Genomic DNA, 26,950 nt, shown 5'->3' with positions numbered 1-26,950 from the left:
TGTAGGCGGGTCACGGTCAGGGCGTCGTGAGCTGGGCGTTGCGGCGGATCTGCGCGACCAGGTCGTGCTGTCCGGCGGCGGCCAGCAGGGTCAGGGCGTCCTCGAAGGCGCTGAGGTTGTGATCAATCTCGCTGAGGTTGCTCAGGGCGACGCCCAGCAGGCGCGTGTTGCCGGTGCCGCGCAGGTACGTGATGGCCGCGCGGTACTGCTCGGCGGCGCTGGTCAGGTCGCCCCGCTCGTGGGCGTCCACGCCGCGGTTGATGTGCACGTTGGCCAGCCCGAAGGTATCCCCGGCGTCCTGAAGGGCCTGCATCAGGTCGGGGTACAGCGCCTCAGCCTGCCCGTGCTGGCCGAGGGCCCCCAGCAGCATCACGTAGTTCAGCAGCAGCCGGCTGCGGGCGCTGGGAATGCCGCGGGCGCGCTCCAGCAGCGGCTCGAAGACCGCGTCTGGCGCCTCACCCAGTCCAACCTGGGCGCGGGCGACCATGCCCAGCTCGGTCAGCTGCGCCTCGTCGTCGCCGTGCAGGTTCCACAGCTGGGCGGCCAGCGTGGCGTGGCGGCGGGCGTCCTCCCACTGTTCTCGCATGCGGGCGGCGTGCGCGCGGACGCTGGCGGCGTGCGCGGCGTCAGGGCCGCTGCCGCTGATCTGATCGGCCAGGGCGACGGCCTCGTCGGTGCGGCCCAGCCGGATCAGGGTGACCGCGCGGGCGGCCAGGGCGTCACTGACCTGCTGGTCGTGGGCGCTGAGGGCGGTCAGGCGGTTCAGGGCGTCCTGGTAGCGGCCCACGCCGATCAGCGCCCAGGCGTGCGTCACCGCCAGCGCTGGCAGGTGCGTGAGGGTATCGAGGAGCGCGGCGGCCTGGCCGGGATGACCGCGTTTCAGCTGCGCCTGGGCGTGCTGGCGGGCGGCGTGGGCGGCGCGGGTCTCGTCGGCGTCCTCCCACAGGTCGCGGCTGCGGTCGTAGTGGGGCCACGCGGCGTCCCCGGGCAGGGCGCGGGCCAGGCGCAGGTGCAGCAGCGCGGCGTGAACGTGAATCTGGTGCAGGTGCTCGCGGATGGTGGCCGCGGCGTACACGCGGCCCGTCTCGCTGGTCAGGCCCTCGGTGGTCAGTGAGGCCAGGGTGCGGGCGAAGGTGTCGGCGTCCAGGTTCAGTGCGGCGCGGGTAGCGCGCAGGTTCGGCTGATCCTGCAGGGCCAGCAGCAGGAACGTGTCCCGGACGTGTTCGGGGTACGCGCGGACGCGCGCGCCCAGGCGCAGGTCCAGCGGCTGGCCGCGCAGGGCGTGCCCCACCAGGACGGGGTGCCCGTCGGTGCGGGCGTGCAGGTCCGGGTGGGCGCGCAGGTCCTCCGGGGTCAGTGGGCCCAGGTGCAGGTGCAGGTCCACGTCGAAAGGTGGGTGGCCGCGTCCAGCCAGAACGATGACCGCGCCGGGACGCGCGGCGGCCGCCTGCGCCAGCGCGCCCTGCGTGGCTGGATCGGTGGTGTCCCAGCCGTCCACGGCGACGCGCAGCTTAACGTCCCGCAGGGCACTCAGGGCGGCGTGGGGCGTGGTGGGGGGCGCGCCCGTCAGGGGGGCCAGGGTGGCGTAGGGCGGGTCGGCGCGGCCGGGCAGGACGGTCCAGCCGCCGCTGCGCGCCAGCGCTTCGAGGAGGGCTGTCTTGCCCATCCCGGCGTGCCCGCTGATCCAGGCGGTCTGGCCGGGTGTCAGGCTGCTCAGGGCACTCAGTTCCGTCTCGCGGCCCACGAAGGGGGCGCTCACCGGGGCGGGCGCGGCGCTGAGGTTCAGGCCGAGGCTGCGGGCGTCCCGGTCCACCTGCGCGGCCAGGGGATGCCCCGCGAGGGTCAGGAGGTGGTGCAGCCTGGGCAGGTCCAGCTCGTCGGGGGGTGGGGCGCCGTCCAGCGTCAGGGCCTGCGCGGCAAGTTCCCCGGCGCGGACCCGCTGACCGTGCGCGGCAGCCTGGGCGGCCAGCGCGGTCAGGGCGGCGCGGGCGGCCTGACCCATGGCGTCCCGGGTGTCGAAGACCCATTCCTCCAGGTCGGCGCCCAGCGGGATCGTCAGGGCGTCCATGAACGGCCCGCCGTACAGCGCGGCGGCCTCCTCGTGGCGGCCGCGGCGGGTCAGGTCGCGCAGCTGCGCCGCGTCGCAGGGCATCGCGGCGGCCACGCGCGGTCCGTCCTCGGCCAGGGCGCCCGGCAGGCCGCGCAGGTGCACGAGGTGCTGCGCCAGGGAGTTCATGGGGTTGGTCGCGTCGGGCCAGAACAGGTCCGCGAGGCGTCGGCGCGGCTGGGGGCCCTCCAGGCACAGGTACGCCAGGAGCAGCAGGACCTTCTCCCGGCGGAAGGTCACGCCTTCCACGGACAGGGCGCCGAGCGTCCGCAGGGTCATGCCGCATTGTCAGGGATGTTCGCGCCCCGGCACAAGCGGCGGTAGTGGCCTGCGGCGCGTCCCAGCGCCGCGGTAGGCTGGGGCATGCTGACCTTCCCGCACGACATCTCCCGCCTGCTCACCCCTGGTCATCCGAACTGGCCGGGGGACGCGCCCTTCCGGGTGAATCCGGGCGCGCGGATCGCGGCGGGAGACAGCGTGAACACCGGCGAGCTGTGCACGAGCACGCACACGGGCACGCACGTGGACGCGCCGTGGCATTACGACGATGCGGGCGTGAAACTGCAGGACGTGCCGCTCGCGGTGTACATGGGCCGCTGCCGGGTGCTGGGCGTGACGGCGCGGGACGGGGCGGTCCCCGCCGACGCCCTGGCGGACCTGCCGGACACCCTGCCGCCCCGGCTGCTGCTGCGCACCGGTCAGCCCGCGCACTGGGCGGCGTTCCCGCAGGACTTCCCGGCCCTCTCCCCTGAGTTCGTGCGGGCCGCGGCGCAGCGCGGGGTGCGACTGCTCGGCACGGACTGCCCCAGCGTGGACGCGCTGACCAGCAAGGACCTGCCGGGGCACGCGGCGTGCCGCGACGCGCACGTGTTCATCCTGGAGAGCCTGAATCTGGCGGGCGTCCCGGATGGCGAGTACGACCTGATGTGCCTGCCGCTGCCGCTGGCCGAGGTGGACGGCGCGCCGGCCCGCGCGGTGCTGCTGCCCGCCGGGACCCTGCCCAAGGCAGGTCCGGCGGCTAGCTGGTGAAGCCGAAGGCGGCGCTCACCTCGGCGGGCGCGCGTTTGGGGCGACCAGAGGCGGGGTCCACCCAGACCCATTCGGTCTGGCATTCCGCGAGCCGAACGCCTTCGGCAGGATCGCCGGGATTCAGGCGGTCCAGGGCGTAGGCGCGGACGCTGCGCACCCCGGCGTGCAGGGTCAGCGCCGTGCGGACGCGCACGGTGTCGCCCAGCAGGGCGGGCCTGTGGTAGTTGATGATGTGTTGCCGCGCGACGGGCACAGCGCCCAGGCCGATCAGGGCCTCGGTGCCCATGCCCAGGCGCAGGGCGTGCGCGCGGGCGACGTCCTCGCACCAGGCGAGGTACACGGTGTTGTTCACGTGGTGCAGGTCGTCCAGATCAGCCGGGCTGACCGTCACGGTCTGCTCGTGGCGGCGGGTGTCCGGGACGTCCGCCCAGAGGATGTCCGCGTCGGGAATGCGGAGCTTCAAGCGGGGGCGTCTCCGGCCAGCAGGTCGTTGAGGGCCTGCGCGGCGTCCAGGTCCAGCTGGGTGACGCCGCCCGCGTCGTGCGTGTAGTAGTTCACGCGCACGTAGTGGTAGTGGATGTGAATGTCCGGGTGGTGACCACGTTCCTCGGCGTGCTGGGCGACGCGCACGGCGAAGTTCACGCCGTCCATGAAGTTCGGGAAGGGGAAGTCGCGGTACAGCTTCCCGGCGTCGCCCCACCAGCCGTCAGGTTTGCTGCTCAGGACGTCACCGTCGGTCAGTTTGCGGGTGGGGTCATAGCTGATGCGGGGGTCGTACGCCATGCCTTGCATGGTAGGGCGCGCCGCAGGGCGGGCACCGCGGTCGGGGACGCGGTTCAGCGGATGATGCGGCCCGGCTCGACGCTCGCGGCGCGCCGGGCGGGGATCAACGCGGCCAGCAGGGTGGTGGTCAGGCCGACGGCGTTCACGGCAAGGATATCGGTGAGTTTCACCTCGACGGGCAGCGTCGTGATGAAGTACAGGTCGCCGGGCAGCGTGAAGGGCCGCACCGTGAAGTACGCGCTGATGCCCAGGCCCAGCAGGTTCCCCAGCAGCAGGCCGCCCAGGCCCAGGATCAGGCCCTCCATGAGGAACACGCGGGTGATCAGGGCGCGCGTGGCGCCGATGGCGCGCAGGATGGCGATCTCCTGGGTCTTCTCGAACACCGCGAGCGTCAGGACGTTGGCAATGCCGAACGCGGCAACCACGACGATCAGGAGCACCACGAACGCAATGACCTTCTTCTGCAGGGCCAGCTGGTCGAGCAGGGTGCCGTACAGGCTCTGCCAGGGCAGCGCGGCGTACGCGCGGGTGCGGGTCAGGTTCTCCCCGACCGTTGGGGCCAGGTTCGGGTTGTGCAGGCGCAGCTGATACCCGGTGATGTTCGCGGTGCCCTGCAGAGTCTGAAGGGTCTTCAGGTTCGTGAAGGCGTACGCCGAATCAATCAGGTAGTTGCCGGTCTGGAACACGCCGCGGACGTTCAGGGCGGTGCGGCGCTGCCCGCTGTTCAGGAGCCGCACCTGCTCGCCGCGGAACGCCCCGACGCTGCGGGCCAGGGCGGCGCCCAGCATGACCTCGCCGTCTTTCAGACTGCCCAGCATGGCGCGCTCCTCGGGGGGCAGTTCCAGGACGCGCGCGGCAGCTGGGCCCACGCCGAACAGCGTGGTGAAGTCCACACCGGCGGCGCGCCCCTCACTGGCGGGGCGGGTGAGGAGGCCCTTGTCGGCCAGGAAGGGCGTGAACGCCAGGACACGCGGGTCGTCGCTCATGGCGCGTTCCAGTTCGGCGTTGGGACCGCTGGGGCTGTACGCGGTGAGGCTCAGGTGGGGACTGGCGCGCAGCGTGGCGCTGATCAGCGCCTGGGTGAAGCCGTTGGTGAGGCTCAGCGCGGCGATCAGCGCCATGACGCCCACAGCAATGCCCAGGATGGTCAGGACGTTCTGGGTGCGGCGGCGGCGCAGGTGCGCGCGGGCCAGGGTCCAGGCGAGCGTCCGGTCGGGGGCGGGGGTCATGACAGCGGAGGATATCACCTGCCCTGCGCGGCGCTGCGGTCCGGCTGGGACAGGAAACCGCCGCTTCCGGGTGGGAAGCGGCGGCGTGGTGGGGTGGGGCTCAGCGGACGGCAGTGATGCGGATCTGCCGGGCGCCCCAGTTCAGGGCTTCGCTGCGGGTGGGCATCCAGACGTCCACGGAGTTGGTCTTGCGGGCGGCCATGGTGTCCTCGACGATGAAGACGCGGTTCTTGAGCATGCCGCTGTACTTGCCGCTCAGGTCCTCGATCATGACGCGGGTGCCGTACGGGAAGATGCGCAGGAGGTCGCGGGACAGGGCAATCACGCCGGGGCGGGTGCGGGTGCCGGTGGCCGTGATGAACGGCGACGCGTCGGTCTGGCCGGGCGTGCTGTTGTAGGCGGTGCTGCGCGCGATGACGCTCTTGCCGCGGATGGGCGTGTAGGCGACGGTATCGCTGGCCTGCTGGGTGGCGGCCACGCCGGCGGCGCGGTTCTGCGCGGCCTGCTGGGCACTGTTCTGGGCGGGGGCGGTCTGGGCCAGGGCGTCGCGGACGGCGTCGGTGGCGATGCTGCTGGCGGGGAGTGCGGGGGTGGCGCCAGCGAAGCCGAGCAGAGCCACGATCAGGGCGTGCAGTCGGCGAATGGACGGTTGAAACATGAACTCTCCTGTCAGGCGCGGCGGTGTGCGTGCCTGGCTGCGGTGAAATGAAGCGGTCCTGCGGGGTCCCCTGATGCTCGGGGCTCGGTCCGGCTGGGAATGAAGAATTCCACTAACCTGGAGATGAGCCTAAGGGTCCCAAATGGGTCATTTCTGAGATATTCACATTTATGAACTCATTATAAATATCAATTCTTTCTAGACTTGATATAAAAAAATGGAAATCTCCTCCCTAGAAATTAAATCTAAAAATGAGATATCTTCTAATGCTCTCATTTATTTTCTCATCGTATACGCTCATGGGGCCATGAAAAAGGCGAGGTTCAGCCAGCCACCGGTGCTGAACCTCGCCGCCTTTGTATGGTGGATCACCAGAAAAAACTGAGGGTCCGTGAGGACTCTGTCATGGGCGCTTCAGGCTGATGCCCAGTCCACATCACATCTCATTCGGCTCTCATTGACCGGTCTGAGGCGCTGACCCCCACGAGGACAGCACCTGCGCCGAGATCTCCCGGAAGATCGGGGCCGCCAGCTGAGACCCGTGATGCTGCTTTTTCGCGCCGTGCACCATGACCGTGATCGTCACGCGCGGCGCCTCTGCGGGCAGGAATCCCGCGAACACACTGTCGTACACCGTGCTGGAGTAGCGCCCGTCCACCACGACCTGCGCCGTACCCGTCTTGCCCGCCAGGTCGTAGCCCTTGATGCCCGCCTGGGAGAAGATCCCCTCGTTGATCACGTTCAGCAGCAGTTGCCGCGTGGTGCGGGCCACCTCTGGCCGGATCACCTCACGCCGGTCCTGCCCGCCCGCCCCCTCGACCAGCCGCGGCGCGACGTACTGCCCATCGTTGGCCAGCACGTTGAACGCCGAGATCAGCTGAAGGTTCGTGCTGCTCATTCCCTGCCCGAACGCGTTCGTGGCCCGCACCAGGTCATTCCAGCGGGACAGGGCCTGCAGTTTTCCCGTGGCGGTAGGCAGCGTCGGGAGGGCGACGTCCTGCCCGAACCCGTACTGGCTCAGGTAGCCGCGCATCAGCTCCGGCTTGAAGTGCTCGACGACGTGACTCATGCCCACGTTGCTGCTGTACCTCAGGATGCCCTGCGTGGTCAGCGTCGCCGGGTGCGCCACGGCGTCCCCGATGCGGCTGCCCCAGCGGCCCCCCACGTACCGGCTCATGGGCGTGCTGTACAGGGTGTTCGGTGTGGTTAGTCCCTCGTTCATCGCGGCGGCCACGACCAGCGCCTTGATGGTCGATCCCGGCTCGAACACGTCCAGGAACGGCCGGTTGCGGCGGTCCGCGTCGCTGAACGTGCGCCACTCGTTCGGGTTGAAGGGCGGGTACGTGGCGGCCGCCAGCAGCCGCCCGGTGCGGGTTTCAATCACCAGCGCAGAGCCGTACTCTGCCTCGTGCGCCGGTACGGCCTTGGCGAGGGCCGCCTCGGCCGCCGCCTGAATCTGCGTGTTCAGCGTCAGCTTCAGCGTCTGTCCCGACGCGAGCGGCCCGTTGTACGCGGCTTCCAGGCCCTCCAGGCCCTCGGTGTCGCCCATCATGCCCAGCAGCTGACCGGCCAGGGCGCCCTGCGGGTACACGCGCTTGCCGTTCATGCTGGTGGCCAGCACCTGTCCGTCCGCGGCCACGATGGACCCGCGGGACTGGATCACGCTGCGTTTCACGCCCTGCGGCGCGCCCCACTCCAGCTGCGCGTACGCCCACACCAGCGTCAGGAACATGGCGAGCGCGATGAAACGCATCAGCGCCGAGCGGTTGCGGATCTTCACTTCCACTTCGTGACCACCTCCACGGTTCTGGTCTGAGGCGCAACCGCCGGCGCATCTGGAATGCCCTGAATGTCAGCGCTGCCTTTCACGGCCGTGGCCGACAGCTCCATCCCGTTGGCCTGAGCCCAGGCCATGATCCGCTGCTTGGTTTCCAGCGTCTGCAACTGCAGCGCGAGGTTGTCGCGCTGGGTGATGAGGGTCTGCTCGCGAAGCTGCGCGGCCCGCAAGCCGGGGCGCACCTCACTCGTCGAGGCGCGCACGCTGACCAGCGCCACCACCAACGCCACGTAGATCAGCAGGTACCGCACGGCCCGCGCCCGCCAAGTCGGCAGGGTCAGGTCCGGATCAAGTTGAGGCCAGGGTCTCACGCGGTCACCCGCTGCGCGCCGCGCAGTTTCGCGCTGCGGGCGCGGGGATTGGTGGCCTGCTCCTCGTCACGGGCGGTCACGGGGCGTTTCGTGAGCGGTTCCAGAACCTCGCTGCCCAGCAGGAACCGTTTCACGATGCGGTCCTCCAGCGAGTGGAAGCTGATCACGGCCAGCCGCCCGCCCGGAGCGAGCAGCGACTCAGCGGCCGCGAGGCCGTCACGCAGGGCGCCCAGTTCGTCGTTCACGTGAATCCGCAGCGCCTGGAAGGTGCGCCGGGCCGGGTGGATGCCCTTCGAGAAGCCGGGGTAGGCGCGCTTGATGATCTCCGCGAGCTGCACGGTTGTCTCGATGGGCGCCTGCTCCCGGGCGGCCACGATGGCCCGGGCAATGCGCCGCGAGAGGCGGTCCTCGCCGTACTCGTAAATGATGGACGCGAGGTCCTCAGCGTCGTACTCGTTGACCACGTTGGCGGCGCTCTCGCCGGACTGGCTCATGCGCATGTCCAGGGGCGCTTCCGTGTGGTACGAGAAGCCGCGCGCCGTGTCGTCCAGCTGGAAGGAGCTGACGCCGATGTCGAGCAGGACGCCGTCCACCTGCGTCACGCCCGCCCCGGCCAGCAGGGCCGTCATGTCGCGGTAGTTGCCTTCCAGCACGGTCAGGCCCTGCGGGTTCGCGGCGCGCGCGCGGGCCAGGGCGTAGGGGTCCTGGTCGATGCCGTACACGGTCGCGCCCGCGGCGAGCAGCAGGCCGGTGTGGCCGGCGCCGCCCAGCGTGCCGTCCACGAAGACCTTGCCCGGCGCGGGCTGCAGAATGTCCAGGACCTCGTCCGCCAGCACGGGGACGTGTGAGAGGGCGTCCCCGGCGGGGTCCAGGTTGGGGTCAGTCTCGGATTGAGACGCGTCCTCAGCGTGAGGCGCGTGGAGGTCAGTGGGAAAATCAGGGTCAGTCATTGGGGTCACGCCACGAAGTTCGTGAGAAGGTCAGGTTTGGGTGGATTGTCCTGCACAGCCGTGATGGCCGCTTCCCAGCGCGCCGGGTTCCACAGTTCGAGGCGGCCGGGCGCGCCGGCCACGATCACCTCGTTGTCCAGGCCCGCGAAGGCCCGTAGGGTCTGCGGAACGGACACGCGGCTCTGGTTGTCCAGCCGCGCCTTGTTCGCGCCGGAATAGAAGAAACGCACGAACGCGCGCGACTCGGCGTCCGTGAGCGGCAGTCCTTCAAGCTGCTCCTCCACGCGCTTCCAGCTGGACAGCGGGAATACGTACAGGCAGCCTTCCATGCCGCGCGTCAGGATCATGCCGTCCTCCACGAAGTCACGGAACGCGGGTGGCATGACCACGCGGCCCTTGTCATCGATGGTGTACGGGTACTCTCCAAACGGCAAACGTCTCCTCTCTTCCCCACCCGCTCCCACCAGGGTGCGCGGCAGGGGGGAAGGTCACGGTCAACCGTGAACACGAGCTGAACGCATTTCGGTTGATGCGGCGAGTGTAACAGCCATCACCACGATTTACCACCAATCCCCACCAATTCCCCCAACTCCCCCCACAGCGCGCCCCACATCCCCACTCCAGCCCCACCTGAGGGGCAGGACACCCACCCCGGCCTCCACCCTCTACCCTGCGGGCATGACCCCGAACCGCACCCTGCAGAGCGGCGCGATCCTGGCCGCCCTGGCCGTCGCGCTGGGCGCCTTCGCCGCGCACGGCCTGAAAGCCCGCTTGGACGCCACCCTGCTCGCCGATTTCGAGACCGGCGCCCGCTACCAGATGTACACCGCCCTGGCCCTGCTCGCCCTGGGCACCCAGGCCAACCAGCGGCGCGCCCCCCTCTTCCTGCTCGCCGGAGCCGTGATCTTCAGCGGCAGCCTGTACGTGCTGGCCCTGACCGGCGTGAAGGTGCTGGGAGCCATCACGCCCATCGGCGGCGCGCTGATGATCGCCGGATTCGTCCTGGCCGCCCTGGACGCCGCGAAGGTCCCGAGACCCTGACCCATGAGGTCGCAGGCCGCCTCCGTGAATCCGGGGCGGCCTGCTGCTGGTGTGGGGGAACTGTAAGCCGGGTTCTGTCCGCCACTTGCGTGGCTGTTCGGCCATCTCTCTGGGACGCGCGTCGCCGCGCGCCTCAAGCGACCATCCTGGCGGTCAACGGGCGGGCCGCCCTCGCGCACTGTCGGGTCTTGCACCGGATGGGGTTTACCAGCGCGCCCGGTCTCCCGGGTGCCTGGTGCGCTCTTACCGCACCGTTTCACCCTGACCACCTGCCCGCCCGCGCCGGGGCTCCGCGTACTGAAACGTCAGCAGGTGGCGGTCTGGTTTCTGTGGCACTGTCCTTCGGCTTCGCCGCCACCCCCGCGCAGGCGCGCGCGGTGGCACTTGACTCGCCGACCAGCCGTTAGCTGGCATCCTGCCCTGCGGTGCCCGGACTTTCCTCACCTGAACTCACGCCCAGGCGCGGCCGAACATTCCCCCGCAAGGACAGAGCATAGCAGGAGGCGGGCAGGGGTGCGCGGCACGGGGTGACCCACGTCAGCCGACTCGCGCCGCGTCAGCCCCAGCGTTTCTGAATGCGTTCCCACTGCCGCTCCCAGATAGCCGCCGGGACCTTCTCCGGGTGCAGCAGGTCCTCCAAGTCCCGGCTGTCCAGCTGCTGGTACTCGCCGACCTCCATGTTGCCCAGCCACAGGCCACCCACGCGGTAGCGCAGCAGGCGCGTGACCGGGTGCCCGATGTCCTCCATCATGCGGCGCACCTGCCGGTTGCGGCCCTCACCGAGCGTCACGAAGGCCCCACCCCGTGCGGGCGTGGCCAGCAGCGCGCGCGCCGGGCCGTCCTCCAGTTTCAGGGTGCCGTCGGTCAGGGCATCCAGCTCGGCCTGGGTGGGTTCCTCAGGGCCGTCCGTCCAGGCCCGGTACGCCTTCTCGTGCCCGTACCGGGGGTGCGTCATGGTCAGCGTCAGGTCACCGTCGGTCGTCAGGAGCAGCAGCCCCTCGGAGTCACGGTCCAGGCGGCCCACCGGGTGCAGGCCCGGAATGCGCGGCATGGCGTCCAGGACGTTGCGGCGGCCGTACTCGTCGCGGGCGGTCGTGACGTACCCGCGCGGTTTGTACAGCATGTACGTGACCTTCGGGACGCTCTCCGTCTCGATCAGCTGCCCGTCCAGGCGGATGTCGTCCGCGTCAATGACGGTGCGGCCCAGCACGGCGACCTCGCCGTTCACAGTGATCCGCCCAGCGCTGATGAGGTCCTCGGCCGCGCGGCGCGAGGCGACCCCCGCGCGGGCGAGCCGTTTTTGCAGGCGCTCGCTCACAGGCGGCTCCGGCGGGACGGCGTGCCCAGGATGCCCATGACGGCCAGCGCGGCCATCACGCCCGAGACGACCAGCAGCGCCGTGCGGACCGCACCCGGCAGGGCGTCCCCACCGCGCAGCGCCGCCGGGACGAGCGCCGCGACGAGCAGCAGGTGCCCGCCTACCAGCCCGCCCACCTTCACGCGGTCCGGCGCGAAACTCGCCGCCACCTGCAAGGCGCCCCAGGCCAACACCAGCGCGCCCGCCCCGCGCGCCAGCCACATCGGGGACACGCCGATCAGGGACGCCACGTCCGGCGGCAGAAAGTAGAGGTACAGGCCCAGCGGGATGAACAGCAGGGCGGTCAGCCAGAACGCGACACGCAACACGAGGCCCAGTCTACGCGGGAACAGGTGAGTGAAGCGTGGGACGGCGTGGGCCAGCGCACCTTGCGGAGCACGCCGGGGCGCCCGGACATCAGGGAGGCGTGTGGACCCGCTGATTCCCCCTCAGCTCCTGTCCTCTGGTACCCTCGCGCGTATGCCCGTGATTGCCGTGGACAAGCCGCTGAACCTCACCTCACACGACGTCGTGAACCGCGCGAGGCGGGCGCGCGGCACGAAACGCGTGGGCCACACCGGCACACTGGACCCACTGGCGACCGGGGTGCTGGTGCTGTGCGTGGATGACAGCACGAAGGTCGTGCAGTTCATGGAGGCGGACAGCAAGGACTACCTCGCGTGGATCAGCCTCGGTGCTGGCACGCCCACCCTGGACGCCGAGGGGCCTGTGGATGAGGTGGCGGACGTCTCCGGCTGGCTGAAACCGGACGCAGCAAGCCTTGATGACCTTCGAGAAACTCTCTATACGTTCACGGGGCCGCAGGCGCAGGTGCCGCCGCAGTACAGCGCGATTCAGGTGGGCGGCCAGCGGGCCTACGCCGTGGCCCGCGCTGGGGGCGCACTGGACCTGCCCGCCCGGAACGTGGTGATTCACTCGCTGGACCTGCTGGGCGTGTACCCCAGCGTGGATGCCGCGCCGCGTACCTTCGACCCGCAGGACTGGACTCCTGCCGACACCGGGCACACCTTCACGCTACCGCCCGCGCTGGGTGAGTTCCCCACGCTGCTCGTCCGGGCCAGCGTGGGCAGCGGCACGTACCTGCGCTCCCTGGCCCGTGACGTGGGCGCGGCGCTGGGCGTGCCCGCGCACCTGGGCGGACTGGTCCGCACCCGCGTGGGCCGCTACGACCTGCGTGACGCCGTGACGGTGGACGACCTGCCCGGCGCGACCGGCATTCCTGACCTAGCCGCGCTGGACTTCGCAGTCATTGAGGCCGATGACCGGATGGCCCGCGAGCTCCGCCAGGGCAAACGCCCGGCGCACGCCGCGCAGGGCCGCCACGTTGTCACCCTGAACGGCGACCTCGTGGCGGTTGTGGACGGTAACGGGGAGCAGCTGAAGGTGGTGCGCGCCTGGGCGTGAAGGGGGAGGTGAACCGCGGTCCCCACACCCCGCATCTCTTCAGTAACCCGGGGCCACCTGCGGCTGGGCGATCCCGATGCCTTCCAGTCCGCCCGCAATCCGGACGAGGCGTTCATCCTGGAGGGGGGGCGCGATGAACTGGATGCCGACCGGCAGGCGCACGCCGCCTGCGGTGTCGAACCCGGCGGGGACGCTCAGGGCGGGCAGGCCCGCGAGGTTGATGGCGACGGTGTCCACGTCAGCGGCGTACATGGCCAGCGGATCACTGGTCTTCTCGCCGCGCCGGAAGGCAGGGAAGGGACTGGTGGGCGTGACCAGCACGTCGAACTGCGCGAAGGCCTGCGTGAAGCGGTCGGCGATCAGGCGCCGGACCTTCATGGCCTTGCTGTAGTACGCGTCGTAGTACCCGCTGGAGAGGGCGTACGTGCCGATCAGGATGCGGCGCTGCACCTCGGGCCCGAAGCCCTGCTCGCGGGTGAGGGTCATCGCCTCGGTCAGGTCGCTGCCCGCCGCGCGCTGGCCGTACACCATGCCGTCGAACCGCGCGAGGTTGCTGCTCGCCTCGGGCATGGCGATCAGGTAGTAAGCGGCGATGGCGTACTTCAGTTCCGGCACGCTGACTTCACTGACGGTCGCGCCCGCGCCGCGCAGGGCGTCCAGCATGGCGCTGAGCACGCTATCCACACCGGCCGTGTTCCCCGCGAGGCTCTCGGTGATCACGCCCACCCGCAGGCCCCGCAGGTCGTCCGGCGTGCCCGCCGCGAAGGTGGGTGGCGCGTCAAGGCTGGTGGCGTCCAGCGGATCGTGCCCGGCGATGACGTTCATGATGAGTGCCAGGTCCTCGGCGGTGCGGGCAAAGGGCCCGATCTGGTCGAGGCTGCTGGCGTACGCGACCAGCCCGGAGCGGCTCACGCGGCCGTACGTGGGTTTCAGGCCGTACACGCCGGTGAACGCGGCGGGCTGCCGGACGCTGCCGCCCGTGTCGCTGCCCAGGCTGATGTCCACGAGGTTCGCGGCGACCGCCACGGCGCTCCCGCCGCTGCTGCCGCCCGGCACGCGATCCAGGCCCCAGGGGTTCAGGGTGGGGCCGTGCGCGCTGCTCTCGGTGGAGCTGCCCATCGCGAACTCGTCCATGTTCGCCTTCGCGACGATCACCGCGCCCGCCCGCGTCAGGCGCGCGGCGGCGGTGGCGTCGTAGGGGCTCACGTAACCACGCAGGATGCGGCTCCCGCAGGTCGTTTCCGTGCCCGTCACGTTGATGTTGTCCTTCACGATCACCGGCACGCCCGCCAGAGGCAGGCTCTCCCCTGCCTCCAGGCGCGACTGCACCGCCCGCGCCTGAGCAAGCGCGTTCGGATTGACGCTGACGACGGCATTCAGCTCGCGGGCCGACTCGATGCGGGTCAGGGCCTGCGTGGTCAGGTCCTGCGGGGAGAGGTCACGCGCCTGAATGCGGCGCGCCTGCTGTGCAGCGGAGGTGAAGGCCATACCGCGCCAGTGTACCGGGCAGCCCCCCAGCCCCGGCGGGGACGCTCAGACGGGTTTGACGAGCACGCTCTCCCCGGCCCGCAGGGACGTGCGCATCAGCAGTTCCGGCGGGATGTGCAGCTGGTTGGTGATGTTCGCCCCCACACGCACCGGCAGCGTCACCACCTGCCCCGAATCACGCTTCACAGCCACGAACTGCGGGTGGCGCACGATGTCCTCCTTCCAGCGCCGGAAGATCACCTCATCCACGAGCACCACGTCCCGCACCTGCCGCGTGACGGCCACCACCAGTCTCGCCGTGCGGGACCGGCGCGGCACGAGCAGCCCGATCCGGATGAGTTTCAGCAGCAGGCGGTGCACCTCCGGGTCACCGTTCAGGTCACCGAGTGGCTTCTGCGCCTCGATCATCTGCAGGACATCCAGTTCCTTCATGCTCCAGCGCAGGCAACGCAGCCGCTCCGGCGCCGTGATCCGCGCGGGCCCGTCGAACGGCAGGTCCTGCACGGGCAGCGCCTCCAGGGCTTCCATGGCCACCTCGTCCAGCGACACGTCCAGGCGTGGATCCGGGTGCGTGACCCCCTCATCGAAATGGAAGCGTCCGATGGGGTCCTGCATGAGGCGCGTCAGGGCCTGCGCGCCCCGGGCCTCACCCAGTTGCAGGTGCCGCACGCGGCCGCTCTCCAGCCACGCCTGGAACTGACCGTCCGGGCGGTACACGTGCAGAACGCCGCTGCGGCCCTGCTCGGAGAGCAGGTACAGCAGTTCAAGGAAATCGAACGGTTCGAGACTTGCAGAGGACTGGGTCATGACGGGGCGTGAGGACCGACCTGCACCTGCTCCGGACAACCCTCCAACCCTCATGTTGGCCTATTCCCCTCCCAGCGGCAAGAGCAGACGCCCGGTCAGGCCTCCAGGTCCACCAGCCCCCACCGGTCAGCTGCGCAGCAGGTGCGCGAAATTCCCCGCTTCCAGCGGCGGCAGGTCCTCCAGGGACGTCAGGCCGAACTCCAGCAGAAACCGCTCGGTGGTCCCGTACAGCAGCGGCTGACCCACCGCGTCCGACCGGCCCACCACCTTCACCAGCTCCCGCTCTTGCAGGGTCACGACCGTGCTGGCACTGCCGCCCCGCATCGCCTCGATCTCCACCCGCGTGACCGGCTGCCGGTACGCGACCACCGCCAGGACCTCCAGCGCCGCGCTGCTCAGGGCCGGTAAGGGCGGCGGAGACAGCAGCGGCGCCAGGTGAGGCGCGGTGCCCGGCGGCACCACCAGCCGGTACCCGCCCGCCACGGCCTCCACCTGAAAGCCCAGGTCCCCGGCAGCCACGCGCGCCGCGAACGCCTCCACTTCACGCCGCGCCGCATCCTCCGGGGTGCCCAGCACCAGCGACAGCTCCCGCAACGTCACCGGCCGCCCCGCCGCGAGCAGCGCCGCGCCAATCAAGGCAGACAGAGACGGACCGCTCACGGCGCTCCCTCCAGCACGGCCATGATCTGGGCCGCCGGAATGGCACCCTTGCGCAGCACCCGCCGCGCGGCAAGGTCCAGGACCGTGCTGGGCAGCCCCAGCGCCCTCACCCCACCGTCCGGCACCACCAGATCCGCAAGACCCAGCTGCTGCGCCTCCACCGCGCTCAGGGCCGCAGGCGCCCCACTGCGGTTGCAGCTGGTCGTCGCCAGGACGCCCCCCATTCGCTCCAGCAGGGCCAGCGCGACCGGATGATCCGGCACCCGCACCCCCACCCGCCCACCCGGCGCGAGCGTCACCGGGCAGGCCGCCGAGGCGGGCGTCACGATCGTCAGCGGCCCCGGCAGAAACACCGTCAGCCGCTCGAACGTGTCCGCAGCCTCCACGAACGGGCGCGCCACACTCAGGTTCAGGAACGACGCCTGCACCGGCTTCGACTCGCTGCGCCCCTTCACCTCGAACAGCCGCTGTACGCCCTGCACGTCGGGCAGAGCGGCCAGACCCCATACCGTCTCACTGGGATAGGCCACCACGCCGCCAGCACGCAGCACCTCTTCAGCGCGGTTCAGCCAGGACACCCACGGCTCCCCCGGCGCGATCTGTAACAATTTTCTCGTCAAGCTGTCCATCATGCCTTCCCTGGCTCCCGAAGTCCAGCGCACCCCCCCGAACCCGTAATACCACCGCAAGAACCGCAGTCTATACTGAGACCCATGCCCGTCTTTGAATACCGAGTGCGTGACCGCTCCGGCAAGGTGCTGAAATCCCAGATGGAAGCCGAGACGGCCAACCAGGTCCGGGACGCCCTGCGCTCCAAGGGCCTGATGATCGTCGAGATCAAACCGCCCAAAGCGGGCCTGAACGCCGACGTCAAGATTCCCTTCCTCGACAACCGCCCCCCGGGCCTCAAGCAGGTCGCCATTTTCAGCAAGCAGCTCGCCACGCTGATCAACGCCGGGGTGCCCCTCGTCCAGTCCCTGGCGATCCTGCAACGCCAGATTGAACACAAAGGCTTCCAGGGTGTCGTCAAGGAGATGCGCAGCGAGATCGAGGCGGGCACGCCCCTCAGTGACGCCATCGCCAAGCACCCCAAGATCTTCGACCGACTCTACCTGAACCTTGTCCGCGCCGGGGAAACCAGCGGCACCCTTGACTCCGTTCTGGAGCGTGTCGCTGCCTTCCAAGAAAAAGAACTCGCGCTGCGCGGCAAGATCAAGAGTGCCCTCACCTACCCGGCCGTCGTGCTTACGTTCGCGGTTCTCATCACTTATTTCCTGCTCACGACCATCGTGCCGCAGTTCGCGAACATCCTTTCACAGCTGAATGCGCCTCTGCCCTTCATCACCAAGATGCTGATGGCCGTCTCCTCGTTCCTGCAACACCAGATCCTGATTCTGGTCGCCATCATCGTCGGCTTGACCTTCCTGTACCGCTGGTACTATAAGACGCCCAAGGGTCGAGTCGTCATTGATGACATCAAACTGAAGACCCCAATTTTGGGGAACCTCATTCAGAAAAGCGCGATCTCCTCCTTCGCCCGCACGTTCGGTCTGCTGATCAGCAGCGGCGTGAACATCATCGAGAGCCTCGAGATCACGAAAGGCACCGCGAACAACGCCATCGTCGAGGACAGCATCGAGAACGCCAAGAGCGTCGTGATGGTCGGTGAGCAGATGAGCAGCAGCCTCGCCACAAGCAAGGTCTTCCCGCCCATGGTGGTCAGCATGATCAGCATCGGCGAAGAAACCGGCTCGCTGGATGACATGCTGAACAAAGTCGCCGATTTCTACGACCGTGAAGTGGACGAAGCAGTTGACAGCATGACCGCCGCAATCGAACCGCTGATGATCGTCTTCCTGGGCGGTATCGTCGGAACGATCGTCGCCGGCATGTTCCTCCCCATGTTCGCCATCATCGGTCAGCTCAGCCAGTAATTCCGACACAACCCAAGCACGAAGCCTCTCACTCTGAGAGGCTCTTTTCCATATCCGTTTTCCGAACTCTTTTTTAAATGGAAATCCCTTTGATAAACCAGCTTAATCTTCGGAGTCTAATCAAGTATGAATAATATACGCCCTTCAACAATTTGAGGAAGGGCGTCAGATGTGAATATTTGCGCGATCACTCGTTTTCGCTCACACAGAGACAAGGTTCGTCATTTTATCCAGGTGCCGACCACAGTTGCGGTGTCTCAGCGGGTGGCGGCCCTCACGGCAGCGTTGACGTCAAGGAAACGAGTTCCACTATTGGTCTTCCGGGCGCTGGTGAGCAGGATGTCACGTGTCGTTGCGGCACTCAGGTTGGGGTTGGCGGCGCGCATGAGGGCTGCGGCGCCGGACACGAGCGGCGCGGCGAAGCTGGTTCCGGCTTCCAGGGTGTACCCACCGGCCTGATTCAGGAGCAGCATCTGCGTGGCGTTCATGGCCCCGGCACACGCGCCCGTGCCGCCTGGGGCGAGCATGTAGTGCGTGTCGGATCCAGGTTGTGCGGCGCTGGGCTGGGCGCTGTAGCAGGTGGGGGCGTCGTCAGCTCCGGCTGCGCCGACGGCAATGACGTCCGGGTGGCTGGCGGGGTAGAACAGGCCCTTTCCTGGTTCGTTGCCTGCGGCGGCCACGATGACCACGCTTTTAGCAGCGGTGGTCAATGCGCTGGAGAGGGCCGGGTCAGGGTCGCTGGCGGTCGTGATGGCGGCGCCCAGGCTCATGTTCAGGACTTTCACGCCCAGTTTCACTGCGTCATTCACGGCCTGCGTGATGGTGGTCGTGGAGGCCCCGGTCTGCCCGATGACTTCCATGGGGAGAACGGCGCCGCTCCAGGTCATGCCGGCCAGTCCCTGGCTGTTGTTCGTTGTCGCGGCGATTTCACCTGTGGTGGCTGTGCCGTGCCCACTCGTGTCGGACGGTGTGCCGTTCAGGTAGGAGCGGGCCGTACCGAGGCGGCTCTGAAGGTCCGGATGGGAGGTGTTCACGAGGGAGTCGAGCACGGCAGTGCTGGCTGCCTCAGGCTGCTTCCCGCAGCTCTGGAGGAAAGCCCACGCGTCTGGGGCTTTCACTCGCGTCAGGTACGTCTGGACGTATCGGGCGCCACCGATCGGCACGCCGACGTTCCCGGGGACGCCCGGATCATTTGGCGTGGCAAGCGACTGATACAGGTAGTCCGGTTGCACCTGAGCACCCTGAGCGTGGAGGCGACTGGCCAGGGCAGCCTCCTGCCCGGCGGGTGCTGTGACAACGGCTAGGCCAGGTGCGACTGCCTGCGCCTGCACACCCAGGGTGGAGAGTTGCGATCCTCCAGGGACGCTGCTCACGAGGACACGTCCGGGCACGTGCGGCCTGCTCCAGTCCGCTTCGCCTGGCGTCCAAGTGACGGTGGCGGTGGGCGGCGAGGCGACCTGAGGGGCCATCGCGGCGCTCTGCGTACAGATAGTGGTCGTGGGTGGAGGGGTGGTCGTTCCGCCGCCCGTGCCGTTCCCGCTGCTGCAGGCAGCCAGGAGGCAGGTGAGCGTCAGAACTGGAAGGAGAACGCGCATACGTCAGCGTACGCAGAACAGTATGACGGGTACCTGAAGTGATCATCCATGAACGGCAGAGAGGCAGCTATCGGGGTGAACACTCGATCAGCCCGACGCCCTGGAGGTGCATGCCTGACGGGCGCTGCTGTAGATCGCCGTACGTAGGCCGAGGATGCCCGTTCAGTGGACGCGCACGCCACGGGACAGGGGCTGTTTCTGCACCCACTTTACGAACTTCTGCACTTCCTCCCGCTCCCGGATGGTGTCCACCGTATTCAGTTCGTTCGCCAGTTGCGCGTTGGTAAACGTCTTGACCAGAAAGCCCTGGCAGGCGGCACACATCTTCACGGTGGGAATATCGCCCAGGCGGACACCCTGGCGCCGACCCTGTGATTTCGGGACGAGGTGATGGTCGGTCATGTCGCCCTCGCGTCCGCAGAGGACACAAGTGTCCAGCGGCTCGACCTGCGTATCCTCAACCCAGCTTGCCTGTTCGCGTTCCTTACGGCCCATGAAGGCACCATAGCGCGCGGCGCCCTCTGACCGGCCAGTCCGAGTCACCGTTCGTCCCCTCGGCGAGGGGCGCATAGCAGCGTTACAGCAGAGGTGCAGATGACTGGAGGCCGTTCAATCGCCTACCGGTAGCGGCGCCAGTCACCACGCACACCCTGTCAAACCCTTATCTGTCTTTAGCGGCTCGGGTTTCCACCCTGGCTGGTATAGGGGACTGCCCTGACCCTTGACCTACCATTCACGGCCTTTTGGGGCAAGCTTCCGGAAAGCGCGACCCGTTCTGAGATCTTTCTAGGATCGTCAGCATGACTCTGAACGCAGATCGTCTGTCCCACCGCCTCTCCTGGAGGGGTGTCTTCGCCGGGATGGTCATGGGCCTCGTGACTACCTTCACCCTGATCGCCCTTGGCACGGTGATCACCGCCCTGACTGGCCTGACCCTGTCCGGCGTCGGCATCGCCGCGGCCATCTGGTCCGGCATCGCCGCCCTGGTCGGCGCCTACGTGGCAGGCCTGACCGCCGTGCGCGCCGCCGCCCCCGCCACCCGCAACGACGACGGCATCGCCGCCATGACCCACGACGACGCCACTCTGACCGGGCTGGTCACGGCGGGCATGATCATCCTGCTCAGCACCGTCTTCGCCTTCAACAGCGCCAGCCGCCTGCTGGGCAGCGCCACCACCGCCGCCAGCAACATCCTGGGGGCCGGCGCGACCGCCACGGCCGCCGCCGGGACCGCCACCGCCCAGAACGGCGGCGTGCAGGACTTCGTGAGCGGCATCAACGAGCAGGACATCGTGAACCTGATCGCCGACAACAACGCCCAGCTGAACGAGCAGCAGGTGCAGGCCACCAGCAACGTCGTGACCGGCATCTTCCGCCGCGCGCAGTACGACCTGGGCCAGCAGGACCTGAGCAACATCACCGACTTCGCCGGGGCGCGCGTGACCGCCATCAAGAACGCCCTGACCGGTGAGCAGTTCGTGACCCGCCTGCAGCGACAGGGCCTGAGCGAAGCGCAGGCGCAGGAAGTCCGCACGGTCGTGACCGGCGAGGTGGACCGCCTCGAGAAGCAGGCCCAGCAGATCGCCGCCGCCACCGAACGCACCGCCCGCACCGCCGCCAGCACCACCGGCTGGGCCTGGCTGCTCGCCGCCGGCCTGACCCTGGGGGCCAGCGTGATGGGCGCCCGCAGCGCCGCCACCAGCCGCACCACCGCCCGCCGCTAAGCACCGTTTACCCTGAAGGGCCTGTCCAGCTGGATAGGCCCTTTCTTATGCAGCGGCGGCCCGGGAAGATCTGTTTTAAGGTCATTCCGGTGAAGCGCCGTCAGATGCCGTCACCTGAAGGGCCCCCACCCAGTGTCCCGGGTGGGGGCCCTTCAGTTCAGGCTGTCAGCCTTACGCCTTGACTTCGTTGCCTTTGGCGAGGATGCCGCGCAGAACGGTCTGGAGGATGCCGCCGTTCTTGTAGTAGTCGATCTCGACGGGGGTGTCGATGCGGCACTGGACGGTGATGGTGCGGCTCGTGCCGTCGGCGGCGGTGATCTTCACGTCGACGTCCTGGCGGGGTTTGAGGTCGCCGGGGAGGATCACGTCGAAGGTCTCGTCGCCGTTGATGCCTAAGCTCTCGGCGGTCTCACCGTTCTTGTACTGCAGGGGCAGGACGCCCATGCCGACGAGGTTGCTGCGGTGGATGCGCTCGAAGCTCTCGGCGATGACGGCCTTCACACCGAGCAGGAAGGTGCCCTTGGCGGCCCAGTCGCGGCTGCTGCCCATGCCGTAGTCCTTGCCCGCGAAGATGACCAGGGGGATGTTGCTGGCCTTGTAGTTCTGAGAAGCGTCGTAGATGCTGCTGACCTGGCCGGTGGTGTAGTCGGTGGTGAAGCCGCCTTCGGTGCCGGGGGCGAGCTGGTTCTTCAGGCGGATGTTGGCAAACGTGCCGCGCGTCATGATGCGGTCGTTGCCGCGGCGGCTGCCGTAGCTGTTGAAGTCCTTGGGCTGGATGCCGCGTTCGGTGAGGAACTTCCCGGCGGGGGTGTCGGCCTTGAAGCTGCCGGCGGGGCTGATGTGGTCGGTGGTGACGGAGTCGCCGACCTTCACCAGGGCGCGGGCGCCCTCGATGCTGACGATGTCGCTGGGGCCACCGGCGAGGTTGTCGAAGAAGGGCGGGTTCTGGATGTAGGTGCTGTCTTCCTTCCAGTCGTACAGCGCGCCTTCGGCGACGGGGATGGCGTTCCAGTCCTGGTTGCTCTTCTCAATGCCGTCGTAGACCTTCTTGAACATCTCAGCGTTGATGGCCTGGTCCATGACCTGCTGGATTTCGGCGGTGGTGGGCCACACGTCGCGCAGGTACACGCTCTGACCGTCGGGGCCGGTGCCGATGGGGTCGTTCACGATGTCGTTCACGACCGTCCCGGCCAGGGCGTACGCGACGACCAGGGGCGGGCTGGCGAGGTAGTTGGCCTTGATGTGCGGGTTGACGCGGCCTTCGAAGTTGCGGTTGCCGGACAGGACGCTGGCGACGACGAGGTCACCTTCCTGGATGGCTTCCACGACGGGTTCGGGAAGGGGGCCGCTGTTGCCAATGCAGGTCATGCAGCCGTAACCGACGGTGTTGAAGCCGATCTGGTCGAGGTAGCTCTGGAGCCCGGCGGCTTCGAGGTACTCGGTCACAACGCGGCTGCCGGGGGCGAGGCTGGTCTTGACCCAGGGCTTGCTCTTGAGGCCCAGCTGGACGGCTTTCTTGGCGACCAAGCCCGCGGCGATGAGCACGCTGGGGTTGCTGGTGTTCGTGCAGCTGGTGATGCTGGCCAGGGTCACGGCGCCGTGGCCAATCTTGATGTCGGTGCCGCCGATGGTGCCCTGCGCGTCCAGCTTATCCGCGGGCAGTTCGAAGCCGCGGGCCTTGACGGGCGCGGTGAGGGCCTCGTTGAAGACGGTATGCATACCGGACAGGTCCACGCGGTCCTGGGGACGCTTGGGACCGGCCAAGCTGGGGACGATGGTGCCGAGGTCGAGTTCGATGGTGTCGGTGAAGACGGGATCGACGGTCTCGTCGGTGCGGTACATGCCCTGGGCCTTGTAGTACGCCTCGACCAGTTCGACTTCGGTGTCCAGGCGGCCGGTGCGGCGCAGGTAGCGCAGCGCCTCGTCGTCCACAGGGAAGAAGCCCATGGTCGCGCCGTACTCGGGGGCCATGTTGGCGATGGTGGCGCGGTCGGGGAGGGTCATGTTGCTCAGGCCCGCACCGTAGAACTCGACGAACTTGCCCACCACTCCTTTGGCGCGCAGCATCTCGGTGACGCGCAGCGCGAGGTCGGTGGCGGTGGCGCCTTCGGGCATGGCGCCGGTGATCTTGAAGCCGATCACTTCGGGCATCAGCATGTAGATGGGCTGGCCGAGCATGACGGCTTCGGCCTCGATGCCGCCGACGCCCCAGCCGACGATGCCCAGACCGTTGATCATGGTGGTGTGGGAATCGGTGCCGACGAGGCTGTCGGGGTACACGACGACGCCGTCGTCTTCGGGGCGGCTCTGGACGCCCTTGGCGAGGTACTCCAGGTTGACCTGGTGCACGATGCCGCTGGCGGGGGGCACGACGCCGAAGTTGTCGAAGGCCTGCTGGCCCCAGCGGAGGAACTCGTAGCGTTCGCGGTTGCGTTCGAATTCGAGGGCCATGTTGTTGGCCAGCGCGAAGTCGGTGCCGAACTCGTCGACCTGCACGGAGTGGTCGATGACGAGGTCCACGGGGATCAGCGGGTTGATCTTGCTGGGGTCGCCGCCGAGCTTGACCATGGCGCTGCGCATGGCGGCGAGGTCCACGACGGCAGGCACGCCGGTGAAGTCCTGGAGGATCACGCGGGCGGGCTTGAAGGGAATCTCGACTTCCTCGTTGACGGGTTTCCACCCCGCGACGGTGGTGACGTCCTCGCGGCGGACGTCGTAGTCGTTCGCTTCGCGCAGGACGCTCTCGAGCAGCACCTTGATGCTGACGGGCAGGCGGCTGATGTCGTGGCCCTGCTCCTTAAGTTTGTTCAGGTTGTAGTAGTAGAGTTTCTGACCGCTTTGCGTGGTGAGGACGTCGCGCGTCCCGAACAGGTTCATCGCCATGATTGGTTTCCTCCTTGCCCCCAGGGGGCGGTCCTTCCATCATATGTCGTCAGCGTGTGGGCGGGCGTTACCGGAGCAGTCACGAAAACAGGATCACGTAACCCCGCCAGGGACAACAGAAAGCTGGATGTTCCAGGGGCCACGGACAGTTACATCCGCCCTCGCGCATACTCTGGACGTGACCAACGCCTCCCTCGCCCCACACGAGTCCGCCCGCCTCTCCGCGCTGGAACAGACGGTCCGCGACGGCCTGCGCGACTTCCGCCGCACCGGACAGGCCCTCAGCGAGATCCGCGACAACGAGTTCTACCGCGCCTCGTACGAGTCCTTCGAAGCGTACCTCCAGGACCGCTGGGGCTTCACGCCCCCACAGGCCAGCCGCCTGATCGACGCGTCCGACGTGGCGAAAGTCCTCGATCCACTGGGCATCCAGGCGAAGAACGAGGCGCAGGCCCGCTCGTACCGCGCCGCCGCGAAGGTCATCACCGACCTGGAACCCGAGCAGCAGCGCGTCATCGCCCGGCTGGTCGAGGCCGCCGCGCCCGATCCTCAGCCCGACACCGAGGACGACGTGCCCTGGGACGTGCCCGCCGCCGAGGTGCGCATCATGGCCAGCGTTGTCAAGAAGATGCAGCCCGACGCGCTGGTCCACCACCCGGACAGTGGAGACGAGGTGCCCTTCGACACCCTGACCAACCCCGAACGCTTCGAAGTCATCCGCACGCACGTAGACCAGAAGACCCAGGCGTACCGCGAGAAGCAGGAGGCGAAAGCGAACGCCCCGCAGGCCGAGAAGATCAACTGGGCCGACTGGTGCCTGAACACCGCCGCGACCAGCCTCGGGCACGGGCAGCGGCTGGAGATCACCGTGGAACCCGACGGCAGTGGCGCCGCCCGAGCCGTGGCCCGCATCGTGGACGGCAGCACAGGCGAGGTCCTCTCCGCCGGGGGCGGCGCCGTCACGTTGAAAAAAGCAGTGCTCAACCTCGCTGACGAACTAAAGTAAGCGCCGGTAGAGCTGGGACGCGTTTCCAGTGCCCGGAGCAGCCTGACTGGCGCGGGAGCCGCTCACACCCGCCTGAGTTGGACAGCGCGTCCGCTTCGCCTGCGCTCATGTCGTCCCTCCCGATCTCCGAGCGTTCCGGTTTCACCCGCATAATGGCCCGCCTGATCGGGATGATGACGTATAAGCGAGAGACGACGTTGCAAGCGGTACAGGGTCTGAACGTGGAGGAGCTGGACCTCATTCCGGATGGACACGCGAACAGTGCGGGCATGCTGCTGGCGCACACGGCGGCCATGGAGCGGATCTACCAGGTGATCAGTGACGGACACGCCGATCCGGACAGCGCGCTGGAGGCGCATCACTGGCCCGGCCTGAATCTGGGTGAACAGGGCCACGCGAAGCTGCGCGGGCGGCCCCTACGGCATGACCTGGAGGAGCTGAATCGGGTGCGGACCGGAACGCTGGAACTTCTGGCCGCGCGGGACGACGCGTGGCCGGATGAGCCACTGCCCTTCTGGGGAGACATGAGGAACTGGCATCTCATGTGGTTTCACGTGTTTGATCTAGCATCACATGAATCACAAAAACCCGTTCCACCTTTGTTCTGTTGATTGCAGAATGCCTGCGGGATAATCTGCCGCATGATCCTGGATGAATTGCAGGCCCTCGGTGATCGCCTCATTGCTGAGCGCGCGCCCAGCGAGATCAAGTTGACCGCCGTGGTGCGCACCGTACCCGGCTGGCCCGACCGGCTCGTGTTCGTCGCACGCACCGAGCACCCTCACCGTGGTGGGGCGGCCACGGTTACCCGCGAAGCCATTGAGGTGAACGGTGATGACGATGCGCGCGTCCTGCTGGACGACCTGTGCGGCCGAATGGAGATGGGTCAGGGCTGGCCCTGTGACCCGGAAGGGCGTCCGCCTCTGCTGATTGCCAAGGTTCTGAATGGCTGGGAACTGCCGGTATCTGGCATCATCCACGCCAACTGAAAAATGCCCCCATCCCAGCGCAGGCCAGGGTGGGGGCGGTTTGAGAGCATCGTTGCTCTTGGGTCAGGTAGGTTCTGATTGGCGTTAGCTACGGAGCAAACAGCGGGGAGGCCCCCTTGTCTTTGGCCCGCTTGCCCGTCAAAGCCTTCGCGGGCTTTTGTTCGAGGCTCACGTTCACCACGCCCCGCGGTAAATCCGGCTGCTGACCAGCGAGCAGCTGCGCTACCGTCAGAAGCTGAAGCTTCGGGTAAACCCGACCGCCCCACGAGTACACGCCTGCACTTGCCGCCTCCTGCAGCATGCCACGTGTCGGTTCATGCGCCAGCAGCAGCACGCCGATTGCCGCCTTCTCCCGCTCCACTGTGCCTCGCAGATCGCGCACCATTGCAGGATTCAGATTGCGCCCAGCCTTCACGCTCACGATGGCCCGTTCAATCTTGACGCCGTCTGGTGTCCGGAAGAAGAGCTGACCGTCGATCCCTGTATCGCCCCCTTTCTTGCCCTTCCGGCTGTCACCCATCCCGCCAAAGGCCTGCGCACCGATCTCACCCACGATCCAGAACTGGAACTGGAATGGATCCTGCTCCGCGAAGTACTGTGCGGCCGCCAGATCACTCGGCGTGCCGTGCTCCTGGTAATCCTGCTTGGGCAGCAGATCAAAGTCGCGTTTCAATCTCGCCTTGATCAGGCCGACGCTCAAGTGTGTGCTGTCGATACCGATCCACTGACGTCCGAGTTTTTCAGCAGCGCTGATCGTTGTGCCACAGCCGCAGAAGGGATCCAAGACGACGTCGCCCGGATTGCTACTGGCGGACAAAATACGCTCGAGTAAAGAAACTGGCTTCTGCGTTGGGTATCCCAACCGTTCCAAGGCATGGGCACTGAGTGGCGGAATGTCATCCCATAACGATTGAATCTTCTCGCCTAGTGATTCATCCAGATATCGTTTCAGCCGAAGGCGGCCGCCTGGGTCGTTGGGGAAGTACAGGAGACCATCGCGGTCATAGCGTTCCATCACTTCCCTGCTGACGGCCCAGCCATTGGCATGAGGATGATAGGTCACGCCGTTTGAGGTAGTGCTCCAGAGATGACTTCCAGAATCTGACCCTTTCGAAGAGAGGGACGAGCACACTGGAG

General features: G+C 67.8%; 27 protein-coding genes and 1 other RNA gene. 8 read left to right on the top strand and 20 right to left on the bottom strand.

What is annotated here, in order from left to right:
* Positions 1-16 precede the first annotated feature (16 nt).
* Positions 17-2,386, bottom strand: a complete 2,370-nt coding sequence (locus IEY63_RS12715) for a tetratricopeptide repeat protein (protein WP_189069391.1) — start codon at positions 2,384-2,386, stop codon at positions 17-19.
* A gap of 84 nt (positions 2,387-2,470) precedes the next feature.
* Between IEY63_RS12715 and IEY63_RS12710 the strand changes: the two genes are divergently transcribed.
* Entirely contained in the window at positions 2,471-3,136 is a 666-nt protein-coding gene (locus tag IEY63_RS12710) for a cyclase family protein (protein ID WP_189069390.1), read from the top strand.
* On the opposite strand, the gene IEY63_RS12705 is transcribed toward IEY63_RS12710, so the two are convergent.
* The 8 genes from IEY63_RS12705 to mraZ form a co-directional block, all read right to left on the bottom strand.
* Complete coding sequence (locus tag IEY63_RS12705) at positions 3,126-3,599, bottom strand: acyl-CoA thioesterase (protein ID WP_189069389.1); 474 nt, start codon at positions 3,597-3,599, stop codon at positions 3,126-3,128. The genes IEY63_RS12710 and IEY63_RS12705 overlap by 11 nt on opposite strands.
* The gene (locus IEY63_RS12700) at positions 3,596-3,919 is read right to left on the bottom strand and encodes a 4a-hydroxytetrahydrobiopterin dehydratase (protein ID WP_189069388.1); all 324 of its coding nucleotides are present in this window, start codon (positions 3,917-3,919) and stop codon (positions 3,596-3,598) included. The genes IEY63_RS12705 and IEY63_RS12700 overlap by 4 nt, the downstream gene beginning before the upstream one ends.
* 53 nt (positions 3,920-3,972) lie before the next feature.
* Positions 3,973-5,148 carry an FtsX-like permease family protein gene (locus IEY63_RS12695; protein WP_189069387.1) on the bottom strand — a complete coding sequence of 392 codons (1,176 nt, stop codon included), beginning with the start codon at positions 5,146-5,148 and terminating at the stop codon, positions 3,973-3,975.
* A 100-nt stretch (positions 5,149-5,248) separates the two neighbouring features.
* A complete protein-coding gene (locus tag IEY63_RS12690; RefSeq protein WP_189069386.1) occupies positions 5,249-5,806 on the bottom strand; it encodes a 3D domain-containing protein in 558 nt (185 codons plus the stop codon).
* Positions 5,807-6,260: 454 nt separating this feature from the next.
* Positions 6,261-7,592: a peptidoglycan D,D-transpeptidase FtsI family protein gene (locus IEY63_RS12685; protein WP_189069385.1), complete on the bottom strand. Its 1,332-nt coding sequence runs from the start codon at positions 7,590-7,592 to the stop codon at positions 6,261-6,263.
* A complete protein-coding gene (locus IEY63_RS12680; RefSeq protein WP_189069384.1) occupies positions 7,583-7,954 on the bottom strand; it encodes a hypothetical protein in 372 nt (123 codons plus the stop codon). Before IEY63_RS12680 ends, IEY63_RS12685 begins: the two co-directional genes overlap by 10 nt.
* Positions 7,951-8,904 (bottom strand): 16S rRNA (cytosine(1402)-N(4))-methyltransferase RsmH, encoded by a 954-nt coding sequence (gene rsmH, locus IEY63_RS12675; protein ID WP_189069383.1) that lies wholly within the window; start codon positions 8,902-8,904, stop codon positions 7,951-7,953. The genes IEY63_RS12680 and rsmH overlap by 4 nt, the downstream gene beginning before the upstream one ends.
* Positions 8,905-8,909: 5 nt before the next feature.
* Positions 8,910-9,338: a division/cell wall cluster transcriptional repressor MraZ gene (gene mraZ / locus IEY63_RS12670; protein WP_189069382.1), complete on the bottom strand. Its 429-nt coding sequence runs from the start codon at positions 9,336-9,338 to the stop codon at positions 8,910-8,912.
* Between the two features lie 244 nt (positions 9,339-9,582).
* Between mraZ and IEY63_RS12665 the strand changes: the two genes are divergently transcribed.
* The gene (locus tag IEY63_RS12665) at positions 9,583-9,945 is read left to right on the top strand and encodes a DUF423 domain-containing protein (RefSeq protein WP_189069381.1); all 363 of its coding nucleotides are present in this window, start codon (positions 9,583-9,585) and stop codon (positions 9,943-9,945) included.
* A gap of 47 nt (positions 9,946-9,992) precedes the next feature.
* Here the strand turns inward: IEY63_RS12665 and rnpB are convergent.
* The 3 genes from rnpB to IEY63_RS12650 form a co-directional block, all read right to left on the bottom strand.
* An RNA gene (rnpB, locus tag IEY63_RS12660) (RNase P RNA component class A) lies at positions 9,993-10,427 on the bottom strand.
* 74 nt (positions 10,428-10,501) lie between these two features.
* On the bottom strand, positions 10,502-11,263 hold the full coding sequence (locus tag IEY63_RS12655; protein ID WP_189069380.1) for a pseudouridine synthase: 762 nt from the start codon (positions 11,261-11,263) through the stop codon (positions 10,502-10,504).
* On the bottom strand, positions 11,260-11,631 hold the full coding sequence (locus IEY63_RS12650) for a hypothetical protein (RefSeq protein ID WP_189069379.1): 372 nt from the start codon (positions 11,629-11,631) through the stop codon (positions 11,260-11,262). The genes IEY63_RS12655 and IEY63_RS12650 overlap by 4 nt, the downstream gene beginning before the upstream one ends.
* A 151-nt stretch (positions 11,632-11,782) precedes the next feature.
* On the opposite strand from IEY63_RS12650, the gene truB reads away from it, so the two are divergent.
* Positions 11,783-12,727, top strand: a complete 945-nt coding sequence (gene truB / locus IEY63_RS12645) for a tRNA pseudouridine(55) synthase TruB (protein ID WP_189069378.1) — start codon at positions 11,783-11,785, stop codon at positions 12,725-12,727.
* 39 nt (positions 12,728-12,766) lie between these two features.
* Here the strand turns inward: truB and gatA are convergent, their stop codons facing one another.
* The 4 genes from gatA to IEY63_RS12625 all read right to left on the bottom strand — a co-directional run bounded on the left by gatA (position 12,767) and on the right by IEY63_RS12625 (position 16,302).
* Positions 12,767-14,215 (bottom strand): Asp-tRNA(Asn)/Glu-tRNA(Gln) amidotransferase subunit GatA, encoded by a 1,449-nt coding sequence (gene gatA, locus IEY63_RS12640; RefSeq protein ID WP_189069377.1) that lies wholly within the window; start codon positions 14,213-14,215, stop codon positions 12,767-12,769.
* Positions 14,216-14,260: 45 nt separating this feature from the next.
* The gene (locus IEY63_RS12635) at positions 14,261-15,022 is read right to left on the bottom strand and encodes a DUF4388 domain-containing protein (protein ID WP_189069376.1); all 762 of its coding nucleotides are present in this window, start codon (positions 15,020-15,022) and stop codon (positions 14,261-14,263) included.
* A gap of 126 nt (positions 15,023-15,148) precedes the next feature.
* Complete coding sequence (scpB, locus tag IEY63_RS12630; RefSeq protein WP_229784690.1) at positions 15,149-15,682, bottom strand: SMC-Scp complex subunit ScpB; 534 nt, start codon at positions 15,680-15,682, stop codon at positions 15,149-15,151.
* Complete coding sequence (locus tag IEY63_RS12625) at positions 15,679-16,302, bottom strand: L-threonylcarbamoyladenylate synthase (protein ID WP_229784689.1); 624 nt, start codon at positions 16,300-16,302, stop codon at positions 15,679-15,681. Before IEY63_RS12625 ends, scpB begins: the two co-directional genes overlap by 4 nt.
* Positions 16,303-16,395: 93 nt before the next feature.
* On the opposite strand from IEY63_RS12625, the gene pilC reads away from it, so the two are divergent.
* Positions 16,396-17,616 carry a type IV pilus assembly protein PilC gene (pilC, locus tag IEY63_RS12620; protein ID WP_189069375.1) on the top strand — a complete coding sequence of 407 codons (1,221 nt, stop codon included), beginning with the start codon at positions 16,396-16,398 and terminating at the stop codon, positions 17,614-17,616.
* A 257-nt stretch (positions 17,617-17,873) separates the two neighbouring features.
* Here pilC and IEY63_RS12615 read toward each other — a convergent pair whose 3' ends face one another.
* Entirely contained in the window at positions 17,874-19,007 is a 1,134-nt protein-coding gene (locus IEY63_RS12615) for a S8 family peptidase (RefSeq protein ID WP_229784688.1), read from the bottom strand.
* A gap of 366 nt (positions 19,008-19,373) precedes the next feature.
* Positions 19,374-19,706 carry an HNH endonuclease gene (locus IEY63_RS12610; RefSeq protein ID WP_189069373.1) on the bottom strand — a complete coding sequence of 111 codons (333 nt, stop codon included), beginning with the start codon at positions 19,704-19,706 and terminating at the stop codon, positions 19,374-19,376.
* Positions 19,707-20,011: 305 nt separating this feature from the next.
* Here IEY63_RS12610 and IEY63_RS12605 point away from each other — a divergent pair, with 305 nt between their 5' ends.
* Positions 20,012-20,935: a hypothetical protein gene (locus tag IEY63_RS12605; protein WP_189069372.1), complete on the top strand. Its 924-nt coding sequence runs from the start codon at positions 20,012-20,014 to the stop codon at positions 20,933-20,935.
* A 171-nt stretch (positions 20,936-21,106) separates the two neighbouring features.
* Here IEY63_RS12605 and acnA read toward each other — a convergent pair whose 3' ends face one another.
* Positions 21,107-23,818, bottom strand: a complete 2,712-nt coding sequence (gene acnA, locus IEY63_RS12600) for an aconitate hydratase AcnA (protein ID WP_189069371.1) — start codon at positions 23,816-23,818, stop codon at positions 21,107-21,109.
* A gap of 178 nt (positions 23,819-23,996) precedes the next feature.
* Here acnA and IEY63_RS12595 point away from each other — a divergent pair, with 178 nt between their 5' ends.
* From IEY63_RS12595 to IEY63_RS12585, 3 genes are all read left to right on the top strand, one after another.
* Entirely contained in the window at positions 23,997-24,824 is an 828-nt protein-coding gene (locus IEY63_RS12595) for a hypothetical protein (RefSeq protein ID WP_229784687.1), read from the top strand.
* A 152-nt stretch (positions 24,825-24,976) separates the two neighbouring features.
* Positions 24,977-25,435: a mycothiol transferase gene (locus IEY63_RS12590; protein ID WP_189069370.1), complete on the top strand. Its 459-nt coding sequence runs from the start codon at positions 24,977-24,979 to the stop codon at positions 25,433-25,435.
* Between the two features lie 30 nt (positions 25,436-25,465).
* The gene (locus IEY63_RS12585; protein WP_189069369.1) at positions 25,466-25,813 is read left to right on the top strand and encodes a hypothetical protein; all 348 of its coding nucleotides are present in this window, start codon (positions 25,466-25,468) and stop codon (positions 25,811-25,813) included.
* Positions 25,814-25,901: 88 nt separating this feature from the next.
* Here the strand turns inward: IEY63_RS12585 and IEY63_RS12580 are convergent.
* Positions 25,902-26,950: DNA methyltransferase (locus IEY63_RS12580; RefSeq protein ID WP_189069368.1), on the bottom strand; the 1,049-nt coding region annotated here is incomplete at its 5' end.

It is taken from the genome of Deinococcus radiotolerans (genome assembly GCF_014647435.1).
GTDB lineage: Bacteria > Deinococcota > Deinococci > Deinococcales > Deinococcaceae > Deinococcus > Deinococcus radiotolerans.
Note: the sequence above shows the minus strand (reverse complement) of the source record. Positions and strands in the feature narration are given on the sequence as shown.